This window comes from Ruegeria sp. AG6 (assembly GCF_056541565.1).
The window spans coordinates 114,295-138,450 of the sequence record NZ_JBQFYQ010000005.1 but is presented as its reverse complement, the minus strand read 5'-3'; the positions used below and the strand labels follow the sequence as shown (position 1 = coordinate 138,450).

The 24,156-nt window shown below is 59.0% G+C and carries 24 protein-coding genes and 1 riboswitch; of the genes, 7 read left to right on the top strand and 17 right to left on the bottom strand.

Going from position 1 to position 24,156, the window contains the following annotated elements:
• Window positions 1-99 precede the first annotated feature (99 nt).
• From ACR0I0_RS12840 to ACR0I0_RS12830, 3 genes are read right to left on the bottom strand one after another with little or no spacing between them, the layout of a single operon-like run.
• On the bottom strand, window positions 100-498 hold the full coding sequence (locus ACR0I0_RS12840) for a (deoxy)nucleoside triphosphate pyrophosphohydrolase (protein WP_480486143.1): 399 nt from the start codon (window positions 496-498) through the stop codon (window positions 100-102).
• A complete protein-coding gene (argJ, locus tag ACR0I0_RS12835; RefSeq protein ID WP_480491705.1) occupies window positions 495-1,721 on the bottom strand; it encodes a bifunctional glutamate N-acetyltransferase/amino-acid acetyltransferase ArgJ in 1,227 nt (408 codons plus the stop codon). Before argJ ends, ACR0I0_RS12840 begins: the two co-directional genes overlap by 4 nt.
• A 6-nt stretch (window positions 1,722-1,727) precedes the next feature.
• A complete protein-coding gene (locus ACR0I0_RS12830; protein WP_171635453.1) occupies window positions 1,728-2,576 on the bottom strand; it encodes a peptidylprolyl isomerase in 849 nt (282 codons plus the stop codon).
• Between the two features lie 176 nt (window positions 2,577-2,752).
• Between ACR0I0_RS12830 and secA the strand changes: the two genes are divergently transcribed.
• The 3 genes from secA (at window position 2,753) to ACR0I0_RS12815 (ending at window position 8,068) form a co-directional block, all read left to right on the top strand.
• Window positions 2,753-5,470, top strand: a complete 2,718-nt coding sequence (gene secA / locus ACR0I0_RS12825; protein ID WP_210093159.1) for a preprotein translocase subunit SecA — start codon at window positions 2,753-2,755, stop codon at window positions 5,468-5,470.
• Window positions 5,471-5,569: 99 nt separating this feature from the next.
• Window positions 5,570-6,487, top strand: a complete 918-nt coding sequence (locus ACR0I0_RS12820; protein ID WP_171724036.1) for a hypothetical protein — start codon at window positions 5,570-5,572, stop codon at window positions 6,485-6,487.
• A gap of 24 nt (window positions 6,488-6,511) precedes the next feature.
• Complete coding sequence (locus ACR0I0_RS12815) at window positions 6,512-8,068, top strand: phosphate ABC transporter substrate-binding/OmpA family protein (protein WP_480491702.1); 1,557 nt, start codon at window positions 6,512-6,514, stop codon at window positions 8,066-8,068.
• 3 nt (window positions 8,069-8,071) lie between these two features.
• On the opposite strand, the gene radC is transcribed toward ACR0I0_RS12815, so the two are convergent.
• From radC to dnaK, 13 genes are all read right to left on the bottom strand, one after another.
• Window positions 8,072-8,827, bottom strand: a complete 756-nt coding sequence (radC, locus tag ACR0I0_RS12810; RefSeq protein ID WP_210093156.1) for a RadC family protein — start codon at window positions 8,825-8,827, stop codon at window positions 8,072-8,074.
• 35 nt (window positions 8,828-8,862) lie between these two features.
• Complete coding sequence (locus ACR0I0_RS12805) at window positions 8,863-9,597, bottom strand: ABC transporter permease (protein ID WP_480491700.1); 735 nt, start codon at window positions 9,595-9,597, stop codon at window positions 8,863-8,865.
• Window positions 9,594-10,322, bottom strand: coding sequence for an ABC transporter ATP-binding protein (locus tag ACR0I0_RS12800; RefSeq protein ID WP_480491698.1), 729 nt, complete (start codon window positions 10,320-10,322; stop codon window positions 9,594-9,596). Before ACR0I0_RS12800 ends, ACR0I0_RS12805 begins: the two co-directional genes overlap by 4 nt.
• Window positions 10,319-10,993 carry a thiaminase II gene (tenA, locus tag ACR0I0_RS12795; protein ID WP_480491696.1) on the bottom strand — a complete coding sequence of 225 codons (675 nt, stop codon included), beginning with the start codon at window positions 10,991-10,993 and terminating at the stop codon, window positions 10,319-10,321. The genes ACR0I0_RS12800 and tenA overlap by 4 nt, the downstream gene beginning before the upstream one ends.
• Window positions 10,990-11,925, bottom strand: a complete 936-nt coding sequence (locus ACR0I0_RS12790) for an ABC transporter substrate-binding protein (protein WP_152459567.1) — start codon at window positions 11,923-11,925, stop codon at window positions 10,990-10,992. The genes tenA and ACR0I0_RS12790 overlap by 4 nt, the downstream gene beginning before the upstream one ends.
• Before the next feature lie 20 nt (window positions 11,926-11,945).
• Window positions 11,946-12,911 carry a HesA/MoeB/ThiF family protein gene (locus ACR0I0_RS12785; protein ID WP_480491695.1) on the bottom strand — a complete coding sequence of 322 codons (966 nt, stop codon included), beginning with the start codon at window positions 12,909-12,911 and terminating at the stop codon, window positions 11,946-11,948.
• Window positions 12,908-13,504, bottom strand: coding sequence for a thiamine phosphate synthase (locus ACR0I0_RS12780; RefSeq protein ID WP_171724029.1), 597 nt, complete (start codon window positions 13,502-13,504; stop codon window positions 12,908-12,910). The genes ACR0I0_RS12785 and ACR0I0_RS12780 overlap by 4 nt, the downstream gene beginning before the upstream one ends.
• On the bottom strand, window positions 13,501-14,265 hold the full coding sequence (locus ACR0I0_RS12775; RefSeq protein WP_171635428.1) for a thiazole synthase: 765 nt from the start codon (window positions 14,263-14,265) through the stop codon (window positions 13,501-13,503). Before ACR0I0_RS12775 ends, ACR0I0_RS12780 begins: the two co-directional genes overlap by 4 nt.
• 2 nt (window positions 14,266-14,267) lie before the next feature.
• A complete protein-coding gene (gene thiS / locus ACR0I0_RS12770) occupies window positions 14,268-14,462 on the bottom strand; it encodes a sulfur carrier protein ThiS (RefSeq protein ID WP_171635425.1) in 195 nt (64 codons plus the stop codon).
• Window positions 14,446-15,423, bottom strand: coding sequence for an FAD-dependent oxidoreductase (locus tag ACR0I0_RS12765; protein WP_480491692.1), 978 nt, complete (start codon window positions 15,421-15,423; stop codon window positions 14,446-14,448). Before ACR0I0_RS12765 ends, thiS begins: the two co-directional genes overlap by 17 nt.
• Window positions 15,420-16,223: a bifunctional hydroxymethylpyrimidine kinase/phosphomethylpyrimidine kinase gene (thiD, locus tag ACR0I0_RS12760; protein WP_480491690.1), complete on the bottom strand. Its 804-nt coding sequence runs from the start codon at window positions 16,221-16,223 to the stop codon at window positions 15,420-15,422. Before thiD ends, ACR0I0_RS12765 begins: the two co-directional genes overlap by 4 nt.
• Before the next feature lie 44 nt (window positions 16,224-16,267).
• Window positions 16,268-16,373, bottom strand: a riboswitch (TPP riboswitch).
• A gap of 238 nt (window positions 16,374-16,611) precedes the next feature.
• The gene (gene dnaJ / locus ACR0I0_RS12755) at window positions 16,612-17,760 is read right to left on the bottom strand and encodes a molecular chaperone DnaJ (protein ID WP_171635418.1); all 1,149 of its coding nucleotides are present in this window, start codon (window positions 17,758-17,760) and stop codon (window positions 16,612-16,614) included.
• A gap of 74 nt (window positions 17,761-17,834) precedes the next feature.
• Window positions 17,835-19,742: a molecular chaperone DnaK gene (gene dnaK / locus ACR0I0_RS12750; protein WP_209834348.1), complete on the bottom strand. Its 1,908-nt coding sequence runs from the start codon at window positions 19,740-19,742 to the stop codon at window positions 17,835-17,837.
• 212 nt (window positions 19,743-19,954) lie between these two features.
• Here dnaK and ACR0I0_RS12745 point away from each other — a divergent pair, with 212 nt between their 5' ends.
• Window positions 19,955-20,557 (top strand): alpha-ketoglutarate-dependent dioxygenase AlkB family protein, encoded by a 603-nt coding sequence (locus tag ACR0I0_RS12745; protein ID WP_480486160.1) that lies wholly within the window; start codon window positions 19,955-19,957, stop codon window positions 20,555-20,557.
• Here ACR0I0_RS12745 and ACR0I0_RS12740 read toward each other — a convergent pair.
• Window positions 20,554-21,378, bottom strand: a complete 825-nt coding sequence (locus tag ACR0I0_RS12740; protein ID WP_171616598.1) for an ABC transporter permease — start codon at window positions 21,376-21,378, stop codon at window positions 20,554-20,556. The two genes, ACR0I0_RS12745 and ACR0I0_RS12740, sit on opposite strands and share 4 nt — an antisense overlap.
• 122 nt (window positions 21,379-21,500) lie before the next feature.
• Between ACR0I0_RS12740 and cysQ the strand changes: the two genes are divergently transcribed.
• From cysQ to galE, 3 genes are all read left to right on the top strand, one after another.
• Window positions 21,501-22,298, top strand: coding sequence for a 3'(2'),5'-bisphosphate nucleotidase CysQ (cysQ, locus tag ACR0I0_RS12735; protein ID WP_480491687.1), 798 nt, complete (start codon window positions 21,501-21,503; stop codon window positions 22,296-22,298).
• Complete coding sequence (locus ACR0I0_RS12730) at window positions 22,298-23,098, top strand: 3-deoxy-manno-octulosonate cytidylyltransferase family protein (RefSeq protein ID WP_171724024.1); 801 nt, start codon at window positions 22,298-22,300, stop codon at window positions 23,096-23,098. Before cysQ ends, ACR0I0_RS12730 begins: the two co-directional genes overlap by 1 nt.
• 70 nt (window positions 23,099-23,168) lie before the next feature.
• Window positions 23,169-24,152, top strand: coding sequence for a UDP-glucose 4-epimerase GalE (gene galE / locus ACR0I0_RS12725; protein WP_171724023.1), 984 nt, complete (start codon window positions 23,169-23,171; stop codon window positions 24,150-24,152).
• Window positions 24,153-24,156 lie beyond the last annotated feature (4 nt).

The following is a 24,156-nucleotide window of genomic DNA, read 5'->3' as shown; positions in this document are numbered from 1 at the left end:
CGTCGCCGGGTCAGACCGGAACGCTGCTGCCCCGATTAAGGACAAGGAGGACGATCAGCGTCAACTTTTTCGTGATGTTTTCTCAATTCTTACGAATTGTTACAGCCAATCCCGCAAAATCGGAAGCAGCGGCACATCCGCCGCCGGCATCGGAAAGTTCCGCAGGTCATTCGCGCGCACCCATTTCAGCGCCTGGCCCTCTTTCGACTGCGGAATACCCTCCCATTTGCGGCAGGCGAACAGCGGCATCAGCAGGTGGAAATCATCATAGCTGTGGCTGGCAAAGGTCAGCGGTGCTAGGCACGAGGCCCAGGTGTCGATGCCCAGTTCCTCGTGCAATTCCCGGATCAGGGCGGCCTCGGGGGTTTCGCCGGGCTCGATCTTGCCACCGGGGAATTCCCACAGTCCGGCCATGGATTTGCCTTCGGGACGTTGGGCAAGCAGCACGCGGCCCTCGATGTCGATCAGGGCGACAGCAGAGACTAACACGGTTTTCACGAGCGATAATCCGCGTTGATCTCGATATAGCCGTGGGTCAGATCACAGGTCCAGACGGTGGATTTCCCTTCGCCCAGCCCCAGATCGACCGCAATCACGAGGTCCTGACCTTTCATATAGGCGGCGGCGGCGTCTTCGCGATAATCCGGGCTGACCCAGCCGTTCTCGGCCACAAGAATATCACCGAAGGAAATGCTGAGCTTGTCGCGATCCGCCGCCGCGCCCGACTTGCCGATGGCCATGACGATGCGGCCCCAGTTCGGGTCTTCACCGGCGATGGCGGTTTTCACCAGAGGGGAGTTGCCGATGGCCAGACCGTGGGTCTTGGCGTCAGCGTCCGAGGCGGCTCCGGTCACGCGGATTTCCACGAATTTCGTGGCGCCCTCCCCGTCACGCACCACTTGTTGCGCGAGGTCCAGCATCACTGTTTCCAAAGCCCGCGCAAAAGCGGCATCGCCGGTGGCATCAACGCCCGAAGATCCGGTCGCACACAGCAGCAGACTGTCCGAGGTCGAGGTGTCGCTGTCCACAGTGATGCAGTTGAAGGTGCGATCTGTCTGGGCGCTCAGCATTTCCTGCAACGCCGATTGCTCAACCTGTGCGTCGGTGAAGATATAGACCAGCATCGTCGCCATGTCTGGCGCGATCATTCCAGAACCCTTCGCAATCCCTGCAATAGAGACTGTTTTGCCACCGATTTCGACCTGTGCGCTCGCCCCTTTGGGAAACGTGTCCGTCGTCATGATCGCCCGCGCGGCATCTTCGATGGCATGGCGGCTGAGGCCGGATTTCAACGCTTCAAGCTGCGATATGATGCGATCATGTGGCAGCGGTTCACCGATGACACCGGTGGATGAGGTAAAGACCCGTTCGACGGGGACACCGGTCGATTTGGAAACGGCCTGCGTCACCTCGGCAACCGATGTCTGGCCATAGTGGCCGGTGAACGCGTTCGCATTGCCCGAGTTCACAAGGATCGCCGCAGGTCCATCACTGGGGCCTCCTATTTTCTTCTGACAATTCAGAACCGGTGCCGCGCGGGTGGCCGAGCGGGTGAAGACACCCGCCACCGACGTGCCCGGATCAAGAACAGCCAGCATGACATCCGTGCGACCCTGATAGCGCACACCCGCTTCGACGGTGGCAAAACGCACACCGTCAATCGCAGGCAGTTCAGGGAAAGACGCCGGCGCCAGCGGCGATACCTTCGTGATCGTGGCCACTGGTCTTTACTCCTGAATCAGGTCCAGCTGGCGCATGATCTCGGGGCCTGCGCCTTCCAGCGCGGGGCGTTCGATCTGTGCCTGCTGCGTCAACTCGTCGATCCGCGCCTGAATGGCATCTTGCTGGATCGTTTGGGCCAGCTCATCGCGCACCGCGTCCAGTTCGGGGGCTTCGGTTTTGCGCTTGTCGTTCAGCTTGACCAGATGCCAGCCAAACTGAGTTTGCACCGGATCCGACACCTGCCCTTTTTCCAGCGCGATCACGGCTGCCTCGAATTCAGGTACCATCTGGCCTTTTCCGAACCATCCCAACGCGCCACCATTCGGACCGGACGGACCGGTCGAGTTCTCGCGGGCAAGTTCCGCAAAATCTGCACCATCATCAAGCTGAGTCTTGAGCGCTTTGGCTTCTTCTTCCGATTCCACCAGAATATGGCTGGCGTCGAATTCGTCTTCACCCGCAAAATCATTGAAACGCGCATCGTAAGCGGCCTGAATGGCTTCCTCTGTGACGAGATCGTTGGTCAGAGCCGCGACCGTCTGAACCGCCTGAAGCGACCGCTTTTCATTGTCGAGTGTCAGCGCGTTCCGCATGTTCAGGCCATCCTGTTGCTGTCCCAGCAATTGCTGCTGGATCAGCTGTTCCAGAATGAAATCGAACAGCACGTCGTCTTCCGCCTGCTGATATTGCGGTGGCAGAGAAGCGACGGTGGCGATCACGTGACCCAATGTGATCTCATCCCCGTTTACCCGAGCGACCACGGTCGACGCATCCGGCTGGGTTTCGGCGGCCAGCGGCAGGGCCATCACGGCGGCCAGGGCCAGCGATGGCAGAAAAGTGAGACCTTTGGGCATTGAATCATCCTATTTTCTTGCCGCGACAGGGCGCGGCGTTGACACTCTGGAACCTGCCGCTTACATCGCTTTGAAGCCTTGGACAGGGCCGCCTTTCACCCCCCGTATCTATGGGTTGCGCGCAAGGTGGGCAAGCCTGTCGCAACCACGAAAAGAACAGATCCTCTGGAGTGAACATGCTGGGACTCGGAACGCTCGCCAAAAAGGTGTTCGGAACACCGAACGACCGCAAGATCAAGGCGACCCGCCCTCTGGTCGAAAAGATCAATGCGCTGGAACCAGAGTTTGAAACGCTTTCAGATCAAGGTCTGATCGACAAGACCGAAGACCTGCGCAAGCGCGCACTGGATGGCGAAAGCCTGGACGACCTGCTGCCCGAGGCCTTTGCCAACGTACGCGAGGGCGCCAAGCGCGCACTTGGCCTGCGGGCCTTTGACGTGCAGCTGATGGGCGGCATTTTCCTGCATCAGGGTAACATCTCGGAAATGAAGACGGGCGAAGGCAAGACTCTGGTCGCCACCTTCCCGGCCTATTTGAACGCGCTGACCGGCAAGGGCGTGCATGTTGTCACGGTGAACGAATACCTGGCCAAACGTGACGCGGAATGGATGGGTAAGGTGTTTGCGGCCGTAGGCATGACAACTGGTGTGATCTGGTCCGGCCAGCCCGACGCGGAAAAACTGGCCGCGTATTCCTGTGACATCACGTATGCCACCAACAACGAGCTGGGTTTTGACTATCTGCGCGACAACATGAAGGCGGATCTAGAGCAGGTTTACCAGAAACACCACAACTTTGCGATTGTGGACGAGGTCGACTCGATCCTGATCGATGAAGCGCGGACACCGCTGATCATCTCGGGTCCCGCGCAGGACCGGTCGGATCTGTACACCGCCATTGATGGCCTGATCCCGACGCTGAGCGACGATCATTACACCCTGGATGAAAAATCGCGCAATGTGACCTTTACCGATGAAGGCAACGAATTTCTTGAGGCACAGCTGCTTCAGGCCGGCCTGATTCCCGAAGGCCATTCCCTGTATGATCCGGAAAGCACCACCGTTGTGCATCACGTCAACCAGGCGCTGCGTGCCCACAAGCTGTTCCAGCGCGACAAGGATTACATCGTGCGCGACGGCGATGTCGTTCTGATCGATGAGTTCACCGGCCGCATGATGCCGGGCCGTCGCCTGTCCGAAGGTCTGCATCAGGCGATCGAAGCCAAGGAAAAGGTTCAGATCCAGCCGGAAAACGTCACATTGGCCAGCGTGACATTCCAGAACTATTTTCGCCTGTACGACAAACTGAGCGGCATGACCGGCACCGCGTTGACCGAGGCCGAAGAATTTGCCGAGATCTACGGTCTGGGCGTGGTCGAAGTTCCGACCAACCTGCCGATTGCCCGTATCGACGAAGATGATCAGGTCTATCGTACGGCCGCCGAAAAATACGATGCGATGATCGCCGAGACGAAAAAGGCGCAGGAAAAGGGCCAGCCGGTTCTGCTGGGGACCACGTCGATCGAAAAATCCGAACTGCTCAGCCAGATGCTGACCAAGGAAGGCATCAAGCACAACGTTCTGAACGCCCGCCAGCACGAACAAGAGGCACAGATCGTTGCCGATGCCGGTCGTCTGGGTGCGGTAACCATCGCCACCAACATGGCCGGTCGCGGCACCGACATTCAGCTTGGCGGCAATGTCGAGATGAAGGTCCTGAAAGCGATTGCCGAGAATCCAGACGCGGATCCGTCCGAGCTGCGGGCCGCCGAAGAAGCACGCCACGCCGAAGAAAAAGAAAAGGTTCTGGCTGCTGGCGGCCTTTACGTCATGGCGTCGGAACGCCACGAAAGCCGCCGCATCGACAACCAGCTGCGCGGCCGTTCCGGCCGTCAGGGCGACCCGGGCCGAACGGTATTTTACCTGAGCCTCGAGGATGACCTGATGCGTATCTTCGGCTCGGAACGGCTGGACAAGGTTCTGACCACGCTGGGCATGAAAGAAGGCGAGGCGATCATTCACCCCTGGGTGAACAAGTCGCTGGAACGCGCGCAGTCCAAGGTCGAAGGCCGCAACTTTGACATGCGTAAGAACGTTCTGAAGTTCGACGACGTGATGAATGACCAGCGGAAGGTGATCTTCAGCCAGCGCCGCGAAATCATGTCTGCAAACGACCTGTCCGAGATCGTCTCGGATATGCGCGAACAGGTGATTGACGACCTGATTGACGAATACATGCCGCCGAAATCCTATGCTGATCAGTGGGATACTGAGGGTCTGCACGAGGCGATAAAGGACAAGTTGAACATGGACGTCCCGGTTCAGGACTGGGCCGCCGAAGAAGGCGTGGATGACGAGCAGGTGCGCGAACGTCTGATCAAGGCCGCGGATGAGATGATGGCCCAGAAGGCCGTCGCCTTTGGCCCTGAAAACATGCGCAACATCGAAAAACAGGTTCTGCTTCAGACCATTGACAGCAAATGGCGCGAGCATCTGCTGACCCTGGAACACCTGCGCTCGGTCGTTGGGTTCCGCGGTTATGCCCAGCGCGATCCTCTGAACGAATACAAGAACGAAAGCTTCCAGCTGTTCGAAAGCATGCTGGATTCGCTGCGCGAGACCGTGACACAGCAATTGTCGCGCGTACGTCCGCTGACCGAAGAAGAACAGAAAGAAATGCTGGCGCAGATGGCCGGGCAGCAGGCTCAGGCGCAGGAGGCCGTGGACAAGGCCGCGAAACAGGCCGAAGCCAAGGCCGAGGCTGCGGCCTCGGGTGATGCGCTTCCGGGGTTCGACGAAAGCGATCCATCGACCTGGGGCAACCCGTCGCGAAATGATCCGTGCCCGTGTGGCTCAGGCAAGAAGTTCAAACACTGCCATGGCCGACTGACCTAACGTTACCCGCCGAATCCACAATGTGTTCGTCTTGCGGCCACAAATTGGCCGCGATTCGTGGCGAATGTGCGATTTGCTCCTTCAACTGGGGAGGGTGTCTTGTTTGTAGTTCGAAACTACGTGACCATGTGCGGCACGGTCGCTTGTGCTTTGGGCATAGGCTACCTGATGCAGAACGGACCAACCGCGCAGCCTGCGAACGCGGGGGGTAGTGTTGATGTTGCCTCGGCATCTCAGCAATCCTCGGTTCTGTCGGGGTTGGATGCTATCGTACTGACTTCGGCTCCGGCGTCTGACGCAGATTTCGGGGCGGCAGCGCCCGAACCTCGCGCAGTTCCGTCAGCACCGAAAACAACGGATTGCAACATCAGCGCGCGCGCCGTCGCCGTCCCCGGCGCCATGGCACACCTGTCGCTGCGGGCACCCTGCCACCGAAACGAACGCGTTGAAATTCATCACAGCGGCCTGACGGTCAGCCAGAACACCGACGATTCCGGTGCCTTGAACATGTCCATCCCGGCACTGTCGGAATACGCGATTTTCCTGATTTCATTCGAAGATGAAACAGGCACGGTCGCCACCACTCACGTGACCGACATTGCCGAATATGACCGCGTCGTCCTGCAATGGCAGGGTGATACCGAGTTGCAGATTCACGCGCTGGAATTCGGGGCAAGCTATGGCAACAGCGGCCATGTGTGGAATGATTCCTCGGCAAATGGCGCAGGAGAGGTTCTGCGCCTGGGCCAGACGGGTCTGGGTCGTGCCAAGAATATCGAAGTATATTCCTTTCCGACGGGCGCGTCGGATCGGTCCGGCAGCATCGACCTGACGGTCGAAGCCGAAGTGACCGAATCCAACTGCGGGCAAACGCTGAATGTGCAGGCGCTGGAACTTCTGTCAGATAGCCGCCTGCGGTCGCGCGACATGTCCCTGACCCTGCCGGATTGTTCACAGGCCGGTGAGTTTCTGGTGTTGAATAATCTGCTCTCAGACCTGACAATCGCGGCAAAGTAATCCGCAGGCAGGCTCGACTCTCTTATGACTTTCTTTCGTGCGGCTGTGACCGCGCTGTTTACCGTTGCAGGTGCGACCTGTGCAATGGCGCAAGACATCACACTGACGTCTCATGACGGCAAGGTCGAAGTAACAGGCAACCTGCTGGGCTTCGACGGCGAATTTTACCGCGTTGATACGCAGTTCGGTGAGTTGACCGTTGATGGCTCGGGCGTCACCTGCGACGGACCTGCGTGCCCCAGCCTGACGGATTTCGTAGCCGAGTTGCGGTTTTCCGGATCGTCTGTCATGGCCGAAACGGTCCTGCCCGCCCTGATCATCGGGTTTGCGCAGCAGGAAGGCTTGACCGCAACGCCTGCCCGCGTGGATTCTGACACCTTCGTCTATGAGCTTTTTCAGTCAGGCCGTGACGCCCCGTTGGCGCGGTTCTACTTTGACGTCGGGACCACGGATCGCGGCTTCGCCAAGTTGATCGGGAATCAGACAGATATCGTGATGGCCCTGCGCGAAGTACGCGAGGCAGAGCGGGATGCAGCCGATGCCGCGGGGCTGGGTGATTTGAAACGGGCCCGGCGATCCAGGGTTGTTGCATTGGACGCCATGGTTCCGGTGGTGGCATCCGATAGTGTGATGCGTCAGATTTCGCTGGCCGACTTGGCCCGCATTCTGTCAGGTGAAGTGAAGAACTGGGTGGACCTGGGCGGGCCGGATGCTCCGATCGCATTGCATGTGCCGGATCCGGGATCGGGGCTGGCGCAGGCTGTCGAGGATCAGGTATTGAAGACCGCTGGCGTGGAACTGACCGATACCGCAATCCGTCATATTCGAACGAGCGATCTGGCCAAGGCCGTGGCAAAGGACCCGTTTTCCATCGGAATCGCCAGCAAAGCGACAGTCGACAATACCCGAGCCCTGCCGTTGACCGGAGGGTGTGGGCATCCGCTGGCCGCCACCCGTCAATCGATCAAGACCGAAGATTATCCGTTGAACATGCCGATGTTTCTGTATCTGCCCGAACGCCGCCTGCCGCGGATTGCACGGCAATTTCTGGCCTTTAGCCTAAGCCCCGGGGCCCAGATGGCCATTCGTGACGCAGGTTATGTGGATCAATCGCCTGAAACCTTGCCGGTTGGCGTACAGGGCGACCGGCTTGCCAATGCCATCGCCACCGGAGGGCCCGAAGTTGGGCTGGATGAGCTTCAGCGCATGATCGAAACCCTGCGTCCGCTGTCACGGCTGTCCCTGTCGGTTCGGTTCGAGCCCGGATCATCCCGTCCGGATGCGCAGTCACGTTCCAATATTCAGCAACTGGCACATATGCTTGACGCCGGCACATTGAAGGCGCGCAAGCTGGTGTTTGCCGGTTTCAGCGACGGGGATGGCGGGGCCGCCGCCAACGCCCGCATTGCCCTGCGACGTGCACAGACGGTACGAAACGCGGTTCTGGCCGCAGCCGAGACATCGATATCAGACAGTATCGAGGTGGTCGCGGAAGGGTTTGGCGAAGCAATGCCGATGGCCTGTGACGACACCGAATGGGGCCGCAAGGTCAACCGCCGGGTTGAAATCTGGGTGCAGTGAAGCTCACAGATACCCTTCGGACCGAAAGCTCAACTCGGTCGATTTTCCAATGATCAGGTGGTCGTGCAGGGTCAGGCCCAAGGCCGCACAGGCATCCTGAATACGGTTGGTCATGTCGATATCCGACTGCGAGGGCGTCGGATCACCCGACGGGTGGTTGTGCACCAGAATCAGGGCCGAGGCATTCAGTTCCAGCGCTCGTTTGGCAACCTCGCGCGGGTAAACCGGCACGTGATCCACGGTGCCTTTGGCCTGTTCCTCATCCGCGATCATTACGTTCTTGCGATCCAGATAGAACACGCGAAACTGTTCGATCTCACGATGCGCCATGGTGGTGTGGCAATAATCCAGTAGCGCATCCCATCCCGAGATCACATGCCGCTGCATCACCCGGGCGCGGGCCATCCTGTGGGCGCAGGCCTCAAGAATTTTCAGGTCGGTAACCACGGTATCGCCAACGCCCTTGATCTGGCGCAGCCGTTCCTCGGGCGCGGTCAGGACACGATTGAAATCACCAAAAGTGTCCATCAATGCCCGTGCCAGTGGCTTCACATCCTGACGGGGAATGGATCGGAACAGGACCAGTTCAAGCAGTTCGTAATCCGGCATCGCCGCCGATCCACCGGTCATGAACCGTTCGCGCAGCCGCTTGCGGTGGTCTTTTATGTAGGAGGGTAACCGGCCAGAGGGCAGCGGCTGCGCCGGCGCTTCGTCCGTATCAAACAGCATCGGGGCTTCGGCAAAGGCGTCCTGTGTCATGGGCGCACCCTGACCCAGAATCGGTTTCTGATTGGTTAACGCACCTCACCCGCCATGCGTGCCGTGGCCCGGCGGACAATCATGTGCAGAAGGATCGAGAATACGCCCAGGGTCAGCATCGCGGCAAACATGAGATCGGTCTTGGCACGTCCATTGGCCAGCAGCATCAGATAGCCCAGCCCCTGCGACGAGCCGACCCATTCGCCGATCACCGCTCCGATCGGGGCATAGACCGCCGCCAGCCGCATCCCCGACGCCAGCGACGGCAGAGCGGCCGGAATACGGATATGCCACAATACGGCGCGCTTGCTGGCCTGCATCGTTCGGGCCAGATCCAGATACCCCGACGGGGTGCGCATAAGCCCGTCAAAAAAGGATGAGGTGATCGGGAAATAGATGATCAACACCGCCATGGCGACCTTGGACCACAGCCCATAGCCCAGCCATAGCGTTAGCAACGGCGCCAATGCGAATACCGGCAGAGCCTGCGTGAACACGAGCATCGGCTGCACCAGGACCCGCGCCGCCCGCGAATTCGCCAGTTGCAACGCAGTGACGACACCCAGCAGCGTTCCGCATGCCAGACCGATCACCACTTCGATCGCTGTGATCCAGGTATGCTCGGCGATCACCCAGCGGTTCTGCCACCAGGTTTCGGCCACGACGGCGGGTCCGGGCAGGATGAACTTCGGCAACCCGGTCAGGGTCACGATGCCCTGCCAGATCAGCAAGGCAAACAAAGTTGCGGCCAGTGCATAAAAATACTTCACGCCACGCCCTCGCAGAGAAGACGCAGCAAGGCACCCTGGGTTTCCAATGTCTCCAAATCATCCACGCGGCGCGGGGCCTGGGCCCGGGGCGGTTCGCACTGCGTCAATCCGTGTTCGGTCATCACCACGATGGATTGCCCCAGACGCGCGGCCTCTGCGGGATCATGGGTCACAAGAAGGACGGTGCGACCGTGCAATGCTTCGGCGGCCAGATCCTGCATGTCAGCGCGGGTGCGGGCATCAAGGGCCGAAAAGGGCTCGTCCAGCAAAACAACGGGGCGATCTTCCATCAGTGTCCGGGCCAGGGCGACACGCTGACGTTGCCCGCCGGACAACGCATTGGGCTTCTTGTTCATGTGATCCTGCAACCGCATACGCTTGATCAGGCGGTCACGTCGATCAAGATCAACGTTTTCCCCGCGCAGACGCGCACCCAGCGAGACATTCTGCGCGACAGTTGCCCAAGGCAAAAGAAGATCATCCTGCGCCATGTATGCGACACGCTCAGCCACAGGCAAGCCATCACTGGCCGTGATCCGCCCGGCGAAGACAGCCCCGGTCTCGAGCCCCGCAATCAACCTCAGAACCGTGGTTTTTCCCACGCCCGAACTGCCCAGCAGGCATGTCCACGCCCCGGCCCCTAGGGTCAGGGACAACGGCGCAAACAGGGTCGCGCCGTCGATCGTGGCAGTGCCGTTGATGGTCAGTTCGGGCGCAGGTGTCATGGCGTCAAACCCATCTGCCAGAAGTCGACTTCAAGCTCTGTCGCCTTGCGGAAGGTCTGGCACAGTCGATCCCAGCGTGGCGAACCTTGGAAATCAGCCCCAATACGTTTTGTTAGAGCCTGATCCAGCAACTCGCCAACCGCCACACATGCGGCTTGATAATCTTCGCCGGCATAAGTGTCGATCCAGCCGCGATATGTCTCGGACGTTGCCTCGGCGGACAGGCGCGTACCGATCTCACCATACCCCATGACGCAAGGAACAAGGGCCGCCAGCAGGTCCAGAAAATCTCCGCTGTAGCCTGCTTCCAGGACAAACCGGGTATAGGCCAGATTCTCGTGCCGCTCTGGCGTGGCAAACAACTCTGCCTGCGAGATACCTTCTGCCGCGCAGATACCGATATGCAGTTTCATCTCTTCGCTGATCAAACCGTTCACAGTTCGCGATGCGGCAAGCATTTCTTCATGCGTTTCTGATTTCACCACGGCCAACGCCCAGGCACGTGAGAAGTGGATCAGAAACACATAATCCTGCCGCAGATAGTGCAGAAACGCATCGCGTGGCAGCGTTCCGTCTTTCATACCCTCTACGAAGGCGTGGCGGGTATAATCCCGCCACGGATCCGCCGCAGCATCGCGCATCAGCGCAAAGGCTTTGCCATAATTGCTCATTGCGCGGTCACGTCGATGGTGATGTCACTGACCGGAAGGACGCTGTCGATCATCCCGCTTTCGTTCAGGAAGGTTTCGAACCGGGCATAACGACCGGCATCAAAACCCGCCGGACGCAGCGCAAAGCGCGGCAGTGTATCGACCCAGGCGCGGGCATTCAGCTCGTCCTGAAGTTCAGGCGAGGTCGCCGCGAAGATTTCCCAGCTTTTTTCCGGATTGTTGACGATATATTGGGTCGCTTTTTCAGTCGCGGCGAGGAACCGGGCGATCTTGTCCTTGTCCATCGTTTCCGGATTGGCGACATAGATCAGTTCATCATAAGACGGAACGCCCTCTTCCTCGATATAGAAGCAGGTGCCGGGACGACCTTCGATATCCATCTGGTTCAGTTCGAAGTTGCGATAAGCGCCAATCACCGCGTCCACCTGACCGGTCATCAGCGACGGCGAGAGGGAAAAGTTGACATTGATCAGCTCGACATCGCCCAGCGCAACATCGTATTTGCCCAGAACGGTGCCAAGGATGGCTTCTTCGACCCCCGCGACCGAGAAGCCGATTTTTTTACCCTTGAGGTCAGCAGGCGACTTGATCGGCCCGTCTTCCAGCACCAGAAGACAGTTCAGCGGCGTTGCAACCAATGTGCCGACACGCTTCAGAGGCAGGCCCTCGTGAATCTGCAAGTGCAATTGCGGCTGGTAAGACACCGCCAGGTCGGCTTGGCCGGCAGCCACCAAACGGGGCGGGGCGGACGGGTCGGCGGGCGGAACGATCTCGACCTCAAGCCCTTGTTCAGCAAAATAGCCGTTTTCCTGCGCCACGATGATAGGACCATGGTCAGGGTTGATGAACCAGTCCAGCAGGACGGTCATTTTGTCTTCGGCCCATGCCGGCGCGGCGGCCAGAAGGGCGATGGCTGTCATCAGCTTTTTCATATCTCGCGTTTCCCTTTTCTTCACGAGGTTGAGGCCGCGACGAGGACAATCTCGCCCGGCCAATCTGGTTGAATTTGTTCTGCGGCACGCCATGCCCGCAAACCGGTGGCACAGCAAAGAGCCAGCCTTTTTCCGCCATTAGGGTCTATTTCGCGCAAATTATCCGGCGAAATGCGCGTCGCGTTCGAATGGATGGGAACAGGGGCTTCCTGCGAACTGCGCAGCTCGATGATCTGATCCGTGCCCTTCAGCTGGCTTGCGGACAGAAAGCGAAAGCAGTTGCCGGGCTCGGGTGCGTCATCAAAGCGAAACCGGGTGCTGCGCAGGGTTCTTGCGTCATATTGAACCAACTGCCCAAGGGGTGAGGGATCAAGTCCAAGGATCAAGCTGAGCGCCATCTGCGCCTGCATCGCCCCGATCACGCCAACCACGGGGCCCAGAACCCCCGCAGTGGCGCAGCTGGCGCCACTGTCCGGTGCATCGGGAAATACAGCGCGCAGCGATGGGCCCCCGCCGCAGAAACCGCCCACATAACCCGAAAGCCCCAGCACCGAGGCGCTGATCAAAGGTTTGCCCTGCGCCAGACACGTGTCCGACAGGATGTAGCTGGCTGCGTAGCTGTCGGCACAATCCAGAATGATATCGGCTTGCGACACCGAACCGGGCGCATTTTCACTGGTCAGAGCCTGATTCAGACCGATGACATCGGTGTCATCATTCAGCGCGCGGCAACGGGCGGCGGCGGTTTCCGCCTTGGGTTGCCCGCAATCGGCCTCGGAGAAAAACGTTTGACGGTGCAGGTTCGACAGATCGACGGTATCCCCGTCCATGACCGTGATCCGCCCCACCCCGGCCCCTGTCAAAAGTGGCAGAACCGGTGCAGCCAGACCGCCCGCACCAACGACCAGAACACGGGCCGCCGACAAGCGTACCTGCCCCTGTGCCCCGACTTCGGGCAAAAGCGTCTGGCGGGCATATCGACTCATCGTGTGACCTCGATCCACGCGCGCACCCGTTCTTCGGGGTCGGGGTTCAGGGTGATATCCGTGACTGCCGAGACAATGTCCGCCCCGGCCTTCAGCACACCGGCTGCGCGCTCGACACTCATGCCCCCAATACCGACCAAGGGAATATCACCAACCCGCGCCTTCCATTCCGTTACGCGGGGCAGGCCCTGCTGGTGCCATTTCATCTTTTTCAGAATGGTGGGGTAGACCGGGCCCAGTGCCACGTAATCGGGATCCATGGCCAGCACACGCTCAAGCTCATCGTCGTCATGGGTGGAAACGCCCAGTTTCAGACCCGCTTTTCGGATGGCTTTCAGGTCGGCGTCGTCCAGATCTTCCTGCCCCAGATGGATCCAGTCGCAGCCCAGATCGATCGCGTGTTGCCAATAGTCATTGATCACCAGAACCGCCCCATGGTCGCGGCACAACTCGCGTGAGACTGCGATCTGGTCACGCACCGCATCGCCTGGCTGATCCTTGATGCGCAGCTGCACCAGCTTGACGCCCAGCGGCAACATCCGCCGCAGCCAGTCCGAGTGATCAAAGATCGGATAGAAACGGTCCAGCGTCATGACAGGAAGGCCTTTCCAACAACAGGAGTAGAGGGTTCCGCCATATCGCGCGGCTCGATCGGGTCGGCCTGATGGGCCAATTGCCCGGCAAGGGTAGCCTGCGCCATCGCCTTGGCCATCAGAACCGGATCTCCGGCACGGGCCACAGCGGTGTTCAGCAGAACCGCGTCAAAGCCCAGCTCCATCGCGCGGGCCGCGTGGCTGGGCAAGCCGATACCGGCATCCACCACCAGGGGAATGTCAGGAAATTCGGCCCGCATCGCGCGCAGGGCGTATTCGTTGTTCAGCCCGCGTCCTGACCCGATCGGTGCGCCCCAGGGCATCAGCACCTCGCATCCCGCTTCCAACAGGCGTTCGCCCACGATCAGATCATCGGTGGTGTAGGGAAACACCTCGAACCCATCCTCGGTCAGAATGCGGGCGGCTTCTACCAGTTGGAAAACGTCCGGTTGCAGACTGTCCGTATGTCCGATGAGTTCCAGCTTGATCCATCGGGTCTCGAACACTTCGCGGGCCATATGGGCGGTCGTCACGGCCTCTTTCACCGTATGGCAACCGGCCGTATTGGGCAGGATCAGAACTCCCAATTCGCGGATCATGTTCCAAAAGGTCTGGCCTGCACCCGCTTCACGCCGCAAGGATACAGTGGCAACGCCTGCACCGCTTTCGCGAAACGCCTGTTCCAGAATGGCCGGGCTTGGATATTGCGCCGTGCCCAGCATAAGTGAGTTGGGCAGTTCAGTGCCGTAAAACGTCTTCATCTTCAGCCCCCCTGCATCGGTGCGACGACCTCGACCCGGTCACCTTCAGCCAGCTTGTGAGCGACGCGCAGGCTTGAGGGCACGAATTCTTCATTCACAGCGGTGGCCACACGGCCCGAGAAACCGCATTCGTCCAACAATTCCGACAGGGTTTCGGCGCGCACCTCGCGCGTCTCGCCGTTAAGCACGATCTTCATCTACCATCTCCGAATGTGTGTTGTTCAGCGCCAGATCCGCAACACCCCACGCCAGCGCCGGTGCCAACAGATATCCGTGGCGATAAAGCCCGTTGGCATAGATCGTGCGGCCCAAACGCCGGATGCGCGGTAAGTTGTCGGGAAAGGCGGGGCGCAGATCGACGCCTATCTCCAACACTTCGGCTTCACCAAAAGCCGGGTTCACGGCATAGGCCGCGCTGAGCAATTCCAGCATCGAACGGGCGGTAATGCGGCTGCTATCCTCGGATTCGATCATGGTCGCACCCAACATGTAGACGCCGCCGCCGCGCGGAACGATATAAAGCGGCATCCGCGGGTGCAGCAAACGAACCGGGCGCGTCAGCTCCACGTCAGGGCATCGTATGACCAGCATCTCACCCTTCACGCCGCGCAGATCATGTAGGTATTCGCGGGCGTGAAGGCCACGGCAGTCAATTGCATTCTCCAACTGGGCGGGCGCCAACTTCCGGTGGAACACGACGCCCTGGCTTTGCAGTTGACGACACAGATCTTGCAGCGCCTGACGCGGATCAACATGGGCTTCGCGTTCGAAGAACAGGCCTTGGCCAAACCCCGTCAGATCAGGCTCTAATTCAGATATTTCTGCCCGTTCAACCTTGGTGAACTCTTTTGTTCGACGCGCAAATCGGCGCAGGTCCGGCACATCACGGGCACTTGCGACAACAAGCGTTCCCCGCCGGGTCACTTTGGTGCGTTGGGCCCACCATTCCATCGCGGACTGCCCCAGACGCAACACCGGTTCTTCCGCGTTTTCATATTCGCACCAAGGTGCCAGCATTCCTCCGGCCCACCATGAACACCCATGCGGGCCCGGTGGCCCGCCGGGGTCGAATATCTGCACTTTTGCACCGCGCGACACCAGTTCGCTGGCAACGGCAAGACCGGCAACCCCTGCCCCTATGACAGACCAAAGCGTCACGAGGGCCAAACCCGGTGGAAATGATGCACCGGCCCGTGCCCAGCGCCGACATTCAACTCATCCGCGCGCGCGATGGCCCCTTGCAGATAGTCATGCGCCTGCGCAACTGCGTCCCTAAGGGTCAGCCCCTTGGCCAAACCGGCGGTGATGGATGACGACAGGGTGCATCCTGTTCCATGGGTGTTTTTCGTATCCTGACGTGGGGCCCGAAACTCGGCCATGACACCCGACGGATCGATCAGCAAATCGTGGCAGATATCACCTGACCCGTGTCCGCCTTTCATCACGACTGCACCCGCACCCAAGGCGCACAATGCCCGGCCCTGTTCAGCCATCAGCTCACGCGTTTCTGCCGCTGGCATGTTCAGCAGGCACGCCGCCTCAGGCAGATTCGGCGTAAGAACAGTCGCCGTTGGCAACAACACATCGCGCAGCGTCCGGACCGCCTCTTGCTCCAACAGAGCGTCGCCGGATTTTGCAATCATAACCGGATCAAGAACCACGGGACCGTCGAACGCCGCCAGGCCCCTGGCGACCGTATGAATGATCTCAGGTGTCCCAAGCATGCCGATTTTAACGGCCCTGACGTCAAGATCGTTCAGAACCGCGTCGATTTGGGCGGAAATCACATCCAGCGGAATTCCATGCACAGCGGTGACAGCTTGCGTGTTCTGCGCGGTAACGGCGGTGATGACACTTGCGCCAAAAACACCCAGCGCCGACATTGCCTTCAGGTCAGCCTGAATGCCCGCGCCGCCGCCACTGTCGGATCCTGCTATGGTCAGGGCAATTGCCACCATGTCGTTGCTCCATCTTCTATGGGCAACGGAGTAGAGAAAACGTCTGTGTTCAAGAGACCGTTCCCTACGCCGGAATTGCCCGGATCAGGTTCGATGGGTTAACGCGGTTGCGTCTCTCAGCCCTGTCAAAGGGCACCCCAACGGTTGAAGCGGACAATCTCAGGGTCGAGGGCCGGAATCAAGACTCAATTTTCCAGATGTATTGCCACTTTCAGCTTTCTGCTAAGGCCAAAACTGCATGTTTAGGACAGTGACATGCGAGGCTCTGCCTCGCGCTCCGGGATATTTTTCGCCAGATGAATACAGGGTCCCTTGCTTCATCTGGCTGAAAATATCCCGGGGGAGTCGCCCAAAGGGCGGCGGGGGCAGAGCCCCCGTTCCTGGTCGTTCAGCCTTTCATGCCATCCCAGAAAGACTTGACGGACGAAAAAAAGCTTTTTGATTCCGGATGGTTGTCTTCACCCAGATCATCAAACTCGCGCAGAAGTTCTTTCTGGCGGCTGGTCAGGTTGACCGGGGTTTCCACGGCCAGTTCAATGAACATGTCACCAACACCACCGCCGCGCAACGCAGGCATGCCTTTGCCGCGCAGGCGCATTTGCCGACCCGACTGGCTTCCGGCCGGAATCTGAACACGGCCGCGACCGCCATCAATGGTCGGAACCTCGATCGATCCGCCCAGCGCCGCCTTGGCCATGCTGACCGGCACACGGCAGTAGAGGTTTACGCTGTCGCGTTCGAACAGTTTGTGCTCGGCCACTTCGACGAAAATATACAGATCGCCCGGAGGGCCGCCGCGCATTCCCGCCTCACCTTCGCCTGCCAGACGAATTCGCGTACCGGTTTCGACACCGGCAGGAATGTTCACCGACAAAGCGCGGTCTTTTTCGACCCTGCCGGCCCCCTGACAAGATTTACAGGGGTTCTTGATGATCTGACCCAATCCCGAACAGGTCGGGCAAGTCCGTTCTACCGTAAAGAAGCCCTGTTGTGCCCGCACTTTCCCCATGCCCGAACAGGTGGGGCAGGATGTGGGTTCAACGCCACCTTCAGCCCCGGTACCTTCGCAGGACGAACACGCCACGGCCGTTGGCACGTTGATGGTTTTTTGCAGGCCCGAGTAGGCTTGTTCCAGCGTCACACGCAGGTTGTAGCGCAGGTCCGAGCCGCGCGCGGCGCGACGTCCGCCGCCGCCCCTTTGACCACCCATGAAATCACCGAACAGGTCGTCAAATACATCCGAAAATGCACTGGAGAAGTCGCCTTGACCGCCAAAGCCGCCACCGGGGCGGCCACCGCCGCCCATGCCGTTTTCAAATGCAGCATGGCCAAAGCGATCGTAAGCCGCCTTCTTTTCGGCATCGCGCAGCACGTCGTAAGCCTCGTTGGCTTCCTTGAACTGCGCCTCGGCATCCGGGTTGTCCTTGTTGCGGTCTGGGTGCAGCTCTTTGGCTTTCCTACGAAAACCCTTCTTGATCTCATCCGCCGAAGCGCCCTTGGACACGCCGAGCACTTCGTAGTAGTCGCGTTTTGACATCAGTGTTTCCTTCCGCCTCAACGTAAATAGGCCGGCCCGGCATCCGGACCGGCCCATACTGGCCCGGTTACCCGTTACTTACGCTTGTCGTCGTCGAGGTCTTCGAACTCGGCGTCAACGATGTCATCGTCGCCTGGTGCAGCGTCTGCGGCAGCAGGTTCCTCTTCGCCTTCTTCGGCTTGCGCCTTATAGATGGCTTCGCCCAACTTCATCGCGGCTTCGGTGACGTTCTGGATGCCCGACTTGATCTTGTCGGCATTTTCGGTTTCCAGCTCGTCCTTCAGCGCGGCGATCGCTAACTCGATGGCTTCGATCGTGGTCGGGTCGACCTTGTCGGAATGCTCTTCCATCGACTTTTCGGTCGAATGAATGAGGCTTTCCGCCTGGTTCTTCGCCTCGATCAGCTCGCGGCGTTCCTTATCGGCTTCCGCGTTCTCTTCGGCGTCCTTGACCATCTTTTCGATATCCTCATCGGACAGCCCGCCCGATGCCTGGATGGTGATCTTCTGTTCTTTGCCAGTGCCTTTGTCTTTGGCCGAAACCGAGACGATGCCGTTGGCGTCGATGTCAAAAGTCACCTCGATCTGAGGCATGCCGCGCGGTGCCGGCGGGATGTCTTCAAGGTTGAACTGACCGAGGATCTTGTTGTCCGCAGCCATTTCACGCTCACCCTGGAACACGCGGATGGTCACGGCGTTCTGGTTGTCCTCGGCGGTCGAGAAGACCTGAGACTTCTTGGTCGGGATCGTGGTGTTGCGGTCGATCAGGCGGGTGAACACGCCACCCAGCGTTTCGATACCCAGCGACAGCGGGGTCACGTCCAGCAGAACCACGTCTTTGACGTCGCCCTGAAGAACACCGGCCTGAATGGCGGCGCCCATGGCAACCACTTCGTCCGGGTTCACGCCCTTGTGCGGCTCTTTGCCGAAGAATTTAGTGACCTCTTCGATCACTTTCGGCATCCGGGTCATACCACCGACCAGAACAACTTCGTCCACGTCAGCAGCCGACAGACCCGCGTCTTTCAGAGCGGCCTGGCACGGTTTCAGCGACTTCTTGATCAGGTCCGACACCAGCGATTCCAGCTTGGCACGGGTCAGTTTCATGACCATGTGCAACGGCTGACCGTTGGCGCCCATCGAGATGAAGGGCTGGTTGATCTCGGTCTGCGAGGTCGAGGACAGTTCGATCTTGGCTTTTTCAGCGGCTTCTTTCAGACGCTGCAGGGCCATCTTGTCCTGAGACAGATCGACACCGTGTTCCTTTTTGAACTCATCCGCCAAGTAGTTGACGATGCGCATGTCAAAGTCTTCACCACCCAGGAAGGTGTCGCCGTTGGTCGACTTAACCTCGAACAGGCCGTCGTCGATTTCCAAAATGGTCACGTCGAAGGTACCACCACCAAGGTCATAAACCGCGATGGTTTGGGTTTCTTCTTTGTCCAGACCATAGGCCAGCGCAGCCGCTGTCGGTTCGTTGATGATCCGCAGCACTTCCAGACCGGCGATTTTACCGGCGTCTTTGGTGGCCTGACGCTGGGCGTCGTTGAAATATGCCGGAACGGTGATAACCGCCTGCGTGACATCTTCACCCAGATAGCTTTCGGCGGTTTCCTTCATCTTGCCCAGAGTGAAGGCCGAGATCTGGCTCGGGGAATACTTTTCACCGCGGGCTTCAACCCACGCATCACCATTGCCGCCATTCACGATGGAATACGGCACCATTTTCTTGTCTTTTTCGACTTCTGCATCATCCACGCGACGACCGATCAGACGTTTGACACCAAAAATCGTGTTGTCGGGGTTGGTGACCGCCTGACGTTTTGCAGGCTGACCGACCAGTCGCTCATCTTCGGTGAAGGCGACGATCGAAGGCGTGGTCCGCGCCCCTTCGGCGTTTTCGATGACCTTCGGCTGCGAGCCTTCCATGATGGCCACGCAGGAGTTCGTGGTTCCCAGGTCAATCCCGATTACTTTTCCCATTTTTGCAATCCCTTTCTCTTCAAGGCGATGTCCCGAGGGTCGGACCCTTTATGGCATCCCACCCCCGATCTGATGTGCGCGACAGCACTACCATCGCGCGTCCCGGCGTATATAAGGGCGAGGCAAGAGGCCTGCAAGCACCGTAGAGTGCAGGTTTTCGGGAATTTGAGGTCTTTTTTGGCAAGAAATTGGAAAGGTTTGGGGTTTCCGGAATGACGCGAGTTGTCTTGCGAGGGTTCGAAATCAGGAAAGGCTATATTGACCCTGCTGCCCAGGCACGGCTGATCGCGGCCCTTCGACCGATTCTGAAAGCGGCACCCTTGTTTCGACCCGTCACGCCTTCGGGCAAAGAGATGTCGGTAAGAATGACCTCGGCCGGGGATCTGGGATGGGTGACCGACAAGGCAGGCTATCGCTATCAGGACAAGCACCCGAAAGGCGGGGTCTGGCCTGAAATCCCCCCGGTCATTCTTGGTATCTGGCACGATCTGGTCAGCACCGAGCGCGCACCGGATTGCTGTTTGATCAACTACTACGGGGAAGGCGCCAAAATGGGCCTGCATCAGGACAAGGACGAGGCAGATTTTTCCTGGCCCGTTCTGTCGGTTTCCCTAGGCGATGACGCCCTGTTCCGGATTGGGAACACGACCCGTGGCGGCAAGACCGAGTCGATCTGGCTCGGCTCGGGCGACGTGGTAGTGATGGGCGGCCCGGCACGATTGGCCTATCACGGAGTCGACCGGATCAGATACGGATCATCCCGGCTGTTGCCAAAAGGCGGACGGATCAACTTGACGCTGCGGGTCGCATGTTAGCGGCGCGCGTTCCAGCTTTGTGAAACATGCTGGCGCGTGAAAAACTCAGCCATCAAACCGATCATCAACAAAGCTATCCCGACCCATAGCGCGTATTCCCAACTTGTGTTTCGCGGAAAGTAGTTTCGGAAGATGAAGCCCCGGCACTGGTCGATAATATGAAACAGCGGGTTCCAGGCGAACATCATCAGCAATCCGCCGCCCAGCGTGTTTGCGACGAACATCTTTCCCGAAAACACCATGTTCAGGCGACGGTAGATATTGGTGAGCATTCCCACAGTCGTCGGAAACCAGGGTTTCATCGCCATGAACACCAAACCCACGGCGCATCCGGTAAACCAGGCCAATATCAGCATCGCGAAAGCACCGCCGGGATCCTGCACCTCGATCGGGGCGACCGCGACGCTGTAGATGAACAGGATCACGAACATAGCCAGCAGTTGCTTGTAAAGAATACCGAGCGCCGCAGACAGGATCGTCACCATCACATTCATCGGCGAATGGAGCATCATCGGATTGTTCGCGGACCCAACCCCTGAAATCGCGCCTATTGACTGGATGTGCAGCATGAAGGGGAACACGCCGGACAGAACATACAGCAGAAATTCGCCCCTGATCTTTGGAATTCCGCCCCGGCCCATCAGTGACATGAGCAGGTAGAAAGTGGTTCCCATCACCACAAGCTGCAAAACATTGATCAGGATGGCGACTATTGCATTCGGATGTTGCGAGCGCACCTTTCGCACGGTGGCATGGAATACCAGCTCAGCCGTCGTGAAAGCGCCGCCCAGCAGCGTTTGGTTGCGCTTGAAATAGAACATTCAAAGGGTCTTTTCTGCTTCGTCGCCTCTAAACTGGCATGAATATCTTGCCGTTCCGTAACCGCCGCATCATAAGTCGATCGCGATTTTGGATCAACAAACCACAGGAACGGAGCTTTTTTGTGACCTACGATGCGCTTATTCCCGTCATCCGGCGACTGGCTCTGGAGGCAGGCGACAAGATCATGGAAATCTACGAGGCGGATGATTTCGATGTCAAAGTCAAATCCGACTCCAGCCCTGTGACCGAGGCAGACGAAGCCGCTGACGCATTGATTTCGGCAGGCTTGCGTGCGGCATTCCCGGATATTCTTCTGATCACCGAAGAACAGGCCGCTTCGCATTCGGAAAAAGGCGATACTTTCCTCATTGTTGATCCGCTGGACGGCACCAAGGAATTCATCAACCGTCGCGGCGACTTTACCGTCAACATCGCGCTTGTCGAAAACGGAGTGCCAACCCGGGGAGTGGTCTATGCCCCGGCGCGGGGTCGGATGTTCTTCACGTTGGCTGATGGCCGCGCGGTCGAGGAAACGGGCGCTTTCGACAAAAACGAGACCGGTCCTTTGACGCCCATATCAGTCTCTGAACCGGATAATTCCGGGCTTTTGGTCGTGGCGTCGAAGTCCCACAGGGATCAGGCCACTGAGGACTACATCAACAAATATCATGTGAAGGACAGCAAAAGCGCGGGTTCGTCGCTCAAGTTCTGTCTGGTTGCCACGGGCGAAGCGGATATCTATCCGCGCGTCGGGCGCACGATGGAATGGGATACGGCGGCAGGCCACGCGGTACTGGCCGGAGCCGGTGGCCAGGTTGTGCGTTTTGACGACCATACTCCGTTGGTTTATGGCAAGGATGGCTATGCAAATCCGTTCTTTATTGCTTACGCTCCGGGTGTTGAACTGAAGGAAGCCTGATGTCTGTTCTGATTGCCATTCCCGCCCGTTACGCCTCGACCCGCTATCCCGGCAAGCCACTGGTTCCCCTGACCGGCGCAAAAGGCGCATCCATGACACTGATTGAACGGTCCTGGCGTGCAGCCATGTCAGTCTCGGGTGTCGATCGCGTTGTTGTTGCGACGGATGATGAGCGCATTCGCGACGTGTCCGAGGGTTTTGGGGCCGAGGTCGTGATGACCTCGGAAAACTGTCAGAACGGCACCGAACGATGCGCCGAGGCGCATGAGGTTCTGGGTGGCGGGTATGAAATCATCGTCAACCTGCAAGGCGACGCTCCGCTGACCCCGCATTGGTTTGTCGAAGATCTGGTTTCCGGCCTGCGCGCCGCCCCGGATGCCGGTGTTGCGACCCCTGTCCTGCGCTGTGACGGCAGTGCGTTGAACAGTCTGCTGAACGACCGCAAGCATGGCCGTGTAGGTGGCACGACGGCAGTGTTCGGACGCGATCACAGTGCGATGTACTTCTCGAAAGAGGTCGTCCCCTTCACGTCGCAGACATACGCCGGCGATGAAGCGACACCCGTGTTTCACCATGTCGGCGTTTACGCCTATCGGCCCGACGCCCTTGCGGCGTATCCGGGCTGGCCAACCGGGCCTCTGGAACAGCTGGAAGGCCTGGAACAGCTCAGGTTCATGGAAAACGGGCGCAAGGTTCTGTGCGTCGAGGTCGAGGCAAGGGGCCGTCAGTTCTGGGAACTGAACAACCCGCAGGACGTGCCCAAGATCGAAGAGATGATGGCAGCCATGGGGCTGGAGTGACGTCTTTTCCCCATGACTCTGACGGCGCCCCTGTAGAAACTGTGCCTCAACCAGCCCCAATGGATATGCCATGAAGACAATTCTTGTCACCGGTGGTGCCGGGTATATCGGCTCACATGCCTGCAAGGCGCTTGCGCAGGCAGGTTACCTTCCTGTGACCTACGACAACCTGATCACGGGTTGGCAGGATGCGGTGCAATTTGGCCCTTTTGAACAGGGCGACCTTTTGGACCGGGACCGCCTGGATGAGGTGTTCGCGAAACACAAGCCAGATGCGGTGATGCATTTCGCGGCGCTCAGCCAGGTTGGCGATGCCATGCGCCAGCCCGGCGTGTATTGGTCGAACAATGTCACGGGCTCGCTGACTCTGATTGAAGCAGCCGTCGAGGCCGGCTGTCTGGATTTCGTATTTTCGTCCACATGTGCAACGTATGGCGAGCACGACAATGTGGTTCTTGATGAATCCACGGCGCAGTATCCTCTGAACGCCTACGGGGCATCAAAACGCGCGATCGAAGATATCCTCAAGGATTTCGAGGCGGCTCATGGGCTGCGCCATGTCATCTTCCGGTATTTCAACGTTGCAGGTGCAGACCCCGAAGGAGACGTGGGCGAGTTTCACCGCCCCGAAACCCATCTGATCCCGCTGATGTTGGACGCGATTGACGGCAAGCGGGACGGTCTGACCGTCTTTGGCACAGATTATGATACGCCCGACGGCACCTGTATCCGCGATTATGTACATGTTTGCGATCTGGTAGATGCGCATATTCTGGGGCTGGGCTGGCTGGAACAGGGCAAAGGCAGCCGTGTCTTCAATCTGGGCACCGGGTCCGGGTTTTCCGTTCTTGAGGTGATCGAGCAATCCAGGTCCGTCACCAACCGTCCCGTGCCGTATACAGTGGGCCCTCGTCGGGCAGGAGATTGCACCAAGCTGGTATCTGGTTCTGTGCGGGCTGAAAATGAACTGGGATGGAAGCCAAAAAGATCTACGTTAGAGACGATGATCGCAGACGCCTGGCGCTGGCACCAGAACGGCCACTACGAAAAATGAGGAC

Bases quoted from the DNA above. Each gene is read 5' to 3' on its own strand.
- ACR0I0_RS12830 (WP_171635453.1), bottom strand. From the start codon at position 2,576: ATGCCCAAAGGTCTCACTTTTCTGCCATCGCTGGCCCTGGCCGCCGTG.
- secA (WP_210093159.1), top strand. From the start codon at position 2,753: ATGCTGGGACTCGGAACGCTCGCCAAAAAGGTGTTCGGAACACCGAAC.
- ACR0I0_RS12815 (WP_480491702.1), top strand. From the start codon at position 6,512: ATGACTTTCTTTCGTGCGGCTGTGACCGCGCTGTTTACCGTTGCAGGT.
- radC (WP_210093156.1), bottom strand. From the start codon at position 8,827: ATGACACAGGACGCCTTTGCCGAAGCCCCGATGCTGTTTGATACGGAC.
- ACR0I0_RS12800 (WP_480491698.1), bottom strand. From the start codon at position 10,322: ATGACACCTGCGCCCGAACTGACCATCAACGGCACTGCCACGATCGAC.
- tenA (WP_480491696.1), bottom strand. From the start codon at position 10,993: ATGAGCAATTATGGCAAAGCCTTTGCGCTGATGCGCGATGCTGCGGCG.
- ACR0I0_RS12790 (WP_152459567.1), bottom strand. From the start codon at position 11,925: ATGAAAAAGCTGATGACAGCCATCGCCCTTCTGGCCGCCGCGCCGGCA.
- ACR0I0_RS12785 (WP_480491695.1), bottom strand. From the start codon at position 12,911: ATGAGTCGATATGCCCGCCAGACGCTTTTGCCCGAAGTCGGGGCACAG.
- ACR0I0_RS12780 (WP_171724029.1), bottom strand. From the start codon at position 13,504: ATGACGCTGGACCGTTTCTATCCGATCTTTGATCACTCGGACTGGCTG.
- ACR0I0_RS12775 (WP_171635428.1), bottom strand. From the start codon at position 14,265: ATGAAGACGTTTTACGGCACTGAACTGCCCAACTCACTTATGCTGGGC.
- thiS (WP_171635425.1), bottom strand. From the start codon at position 14,462: ATGAAGATCGTGCTTAACGGCGAGACGCGCGAGGTGCGCGCCGAAACC.
- thiD (WP_480491690.1), bottom strand. From the start codon at position 16,223: ATGGTGGCAATTGCCCTGACCATAGCAGGATCCGACAGTGGCGGCGGC.
- dnaJ (WP_171635418.1), bottom strand. From the start codon at position 17,760: ATGTCAAAACGCGACTACTACGAAGTGCTCGGCGTGTCCAAGGGCGCT.
- dnaK (WP_209834348.1), bottom strand. From the start codon at position 19,742: ATGGGAAAAGTAATCGGGATTGACCTGGGAACCACGAACTCCTGCGTG.
- ACR0I0_RS12745 (WP_480486160.1), top strand. From the start codon at position 19,955: ATGACGCGAGTTGTCTTGCGAGGGTTCGAAATCAGGAAAGGCTATATT.
- ACR0I0_RS12740 (WP_171616598.1), bottom strand. From the start codon at position 21,378: ATGTTCTATTTCAAGCGCAACCAAACGCTGCTGGGCGGCGCTTTCACG.
- ACR0I0_RS12730 (WP_171724024.1), top strand. From the start codon at position 22,298: ATGTCTGTTCTGATTGCCATTCCCGCCCGTTACGCCTCGACCCGCTAT.
- galE (WP_171724023.1), top strand. From the start codon at position 23,169: ATGAAGACAATTCTTGTCACCGGTGGTGCCGGGTATATCGGCTCACAT.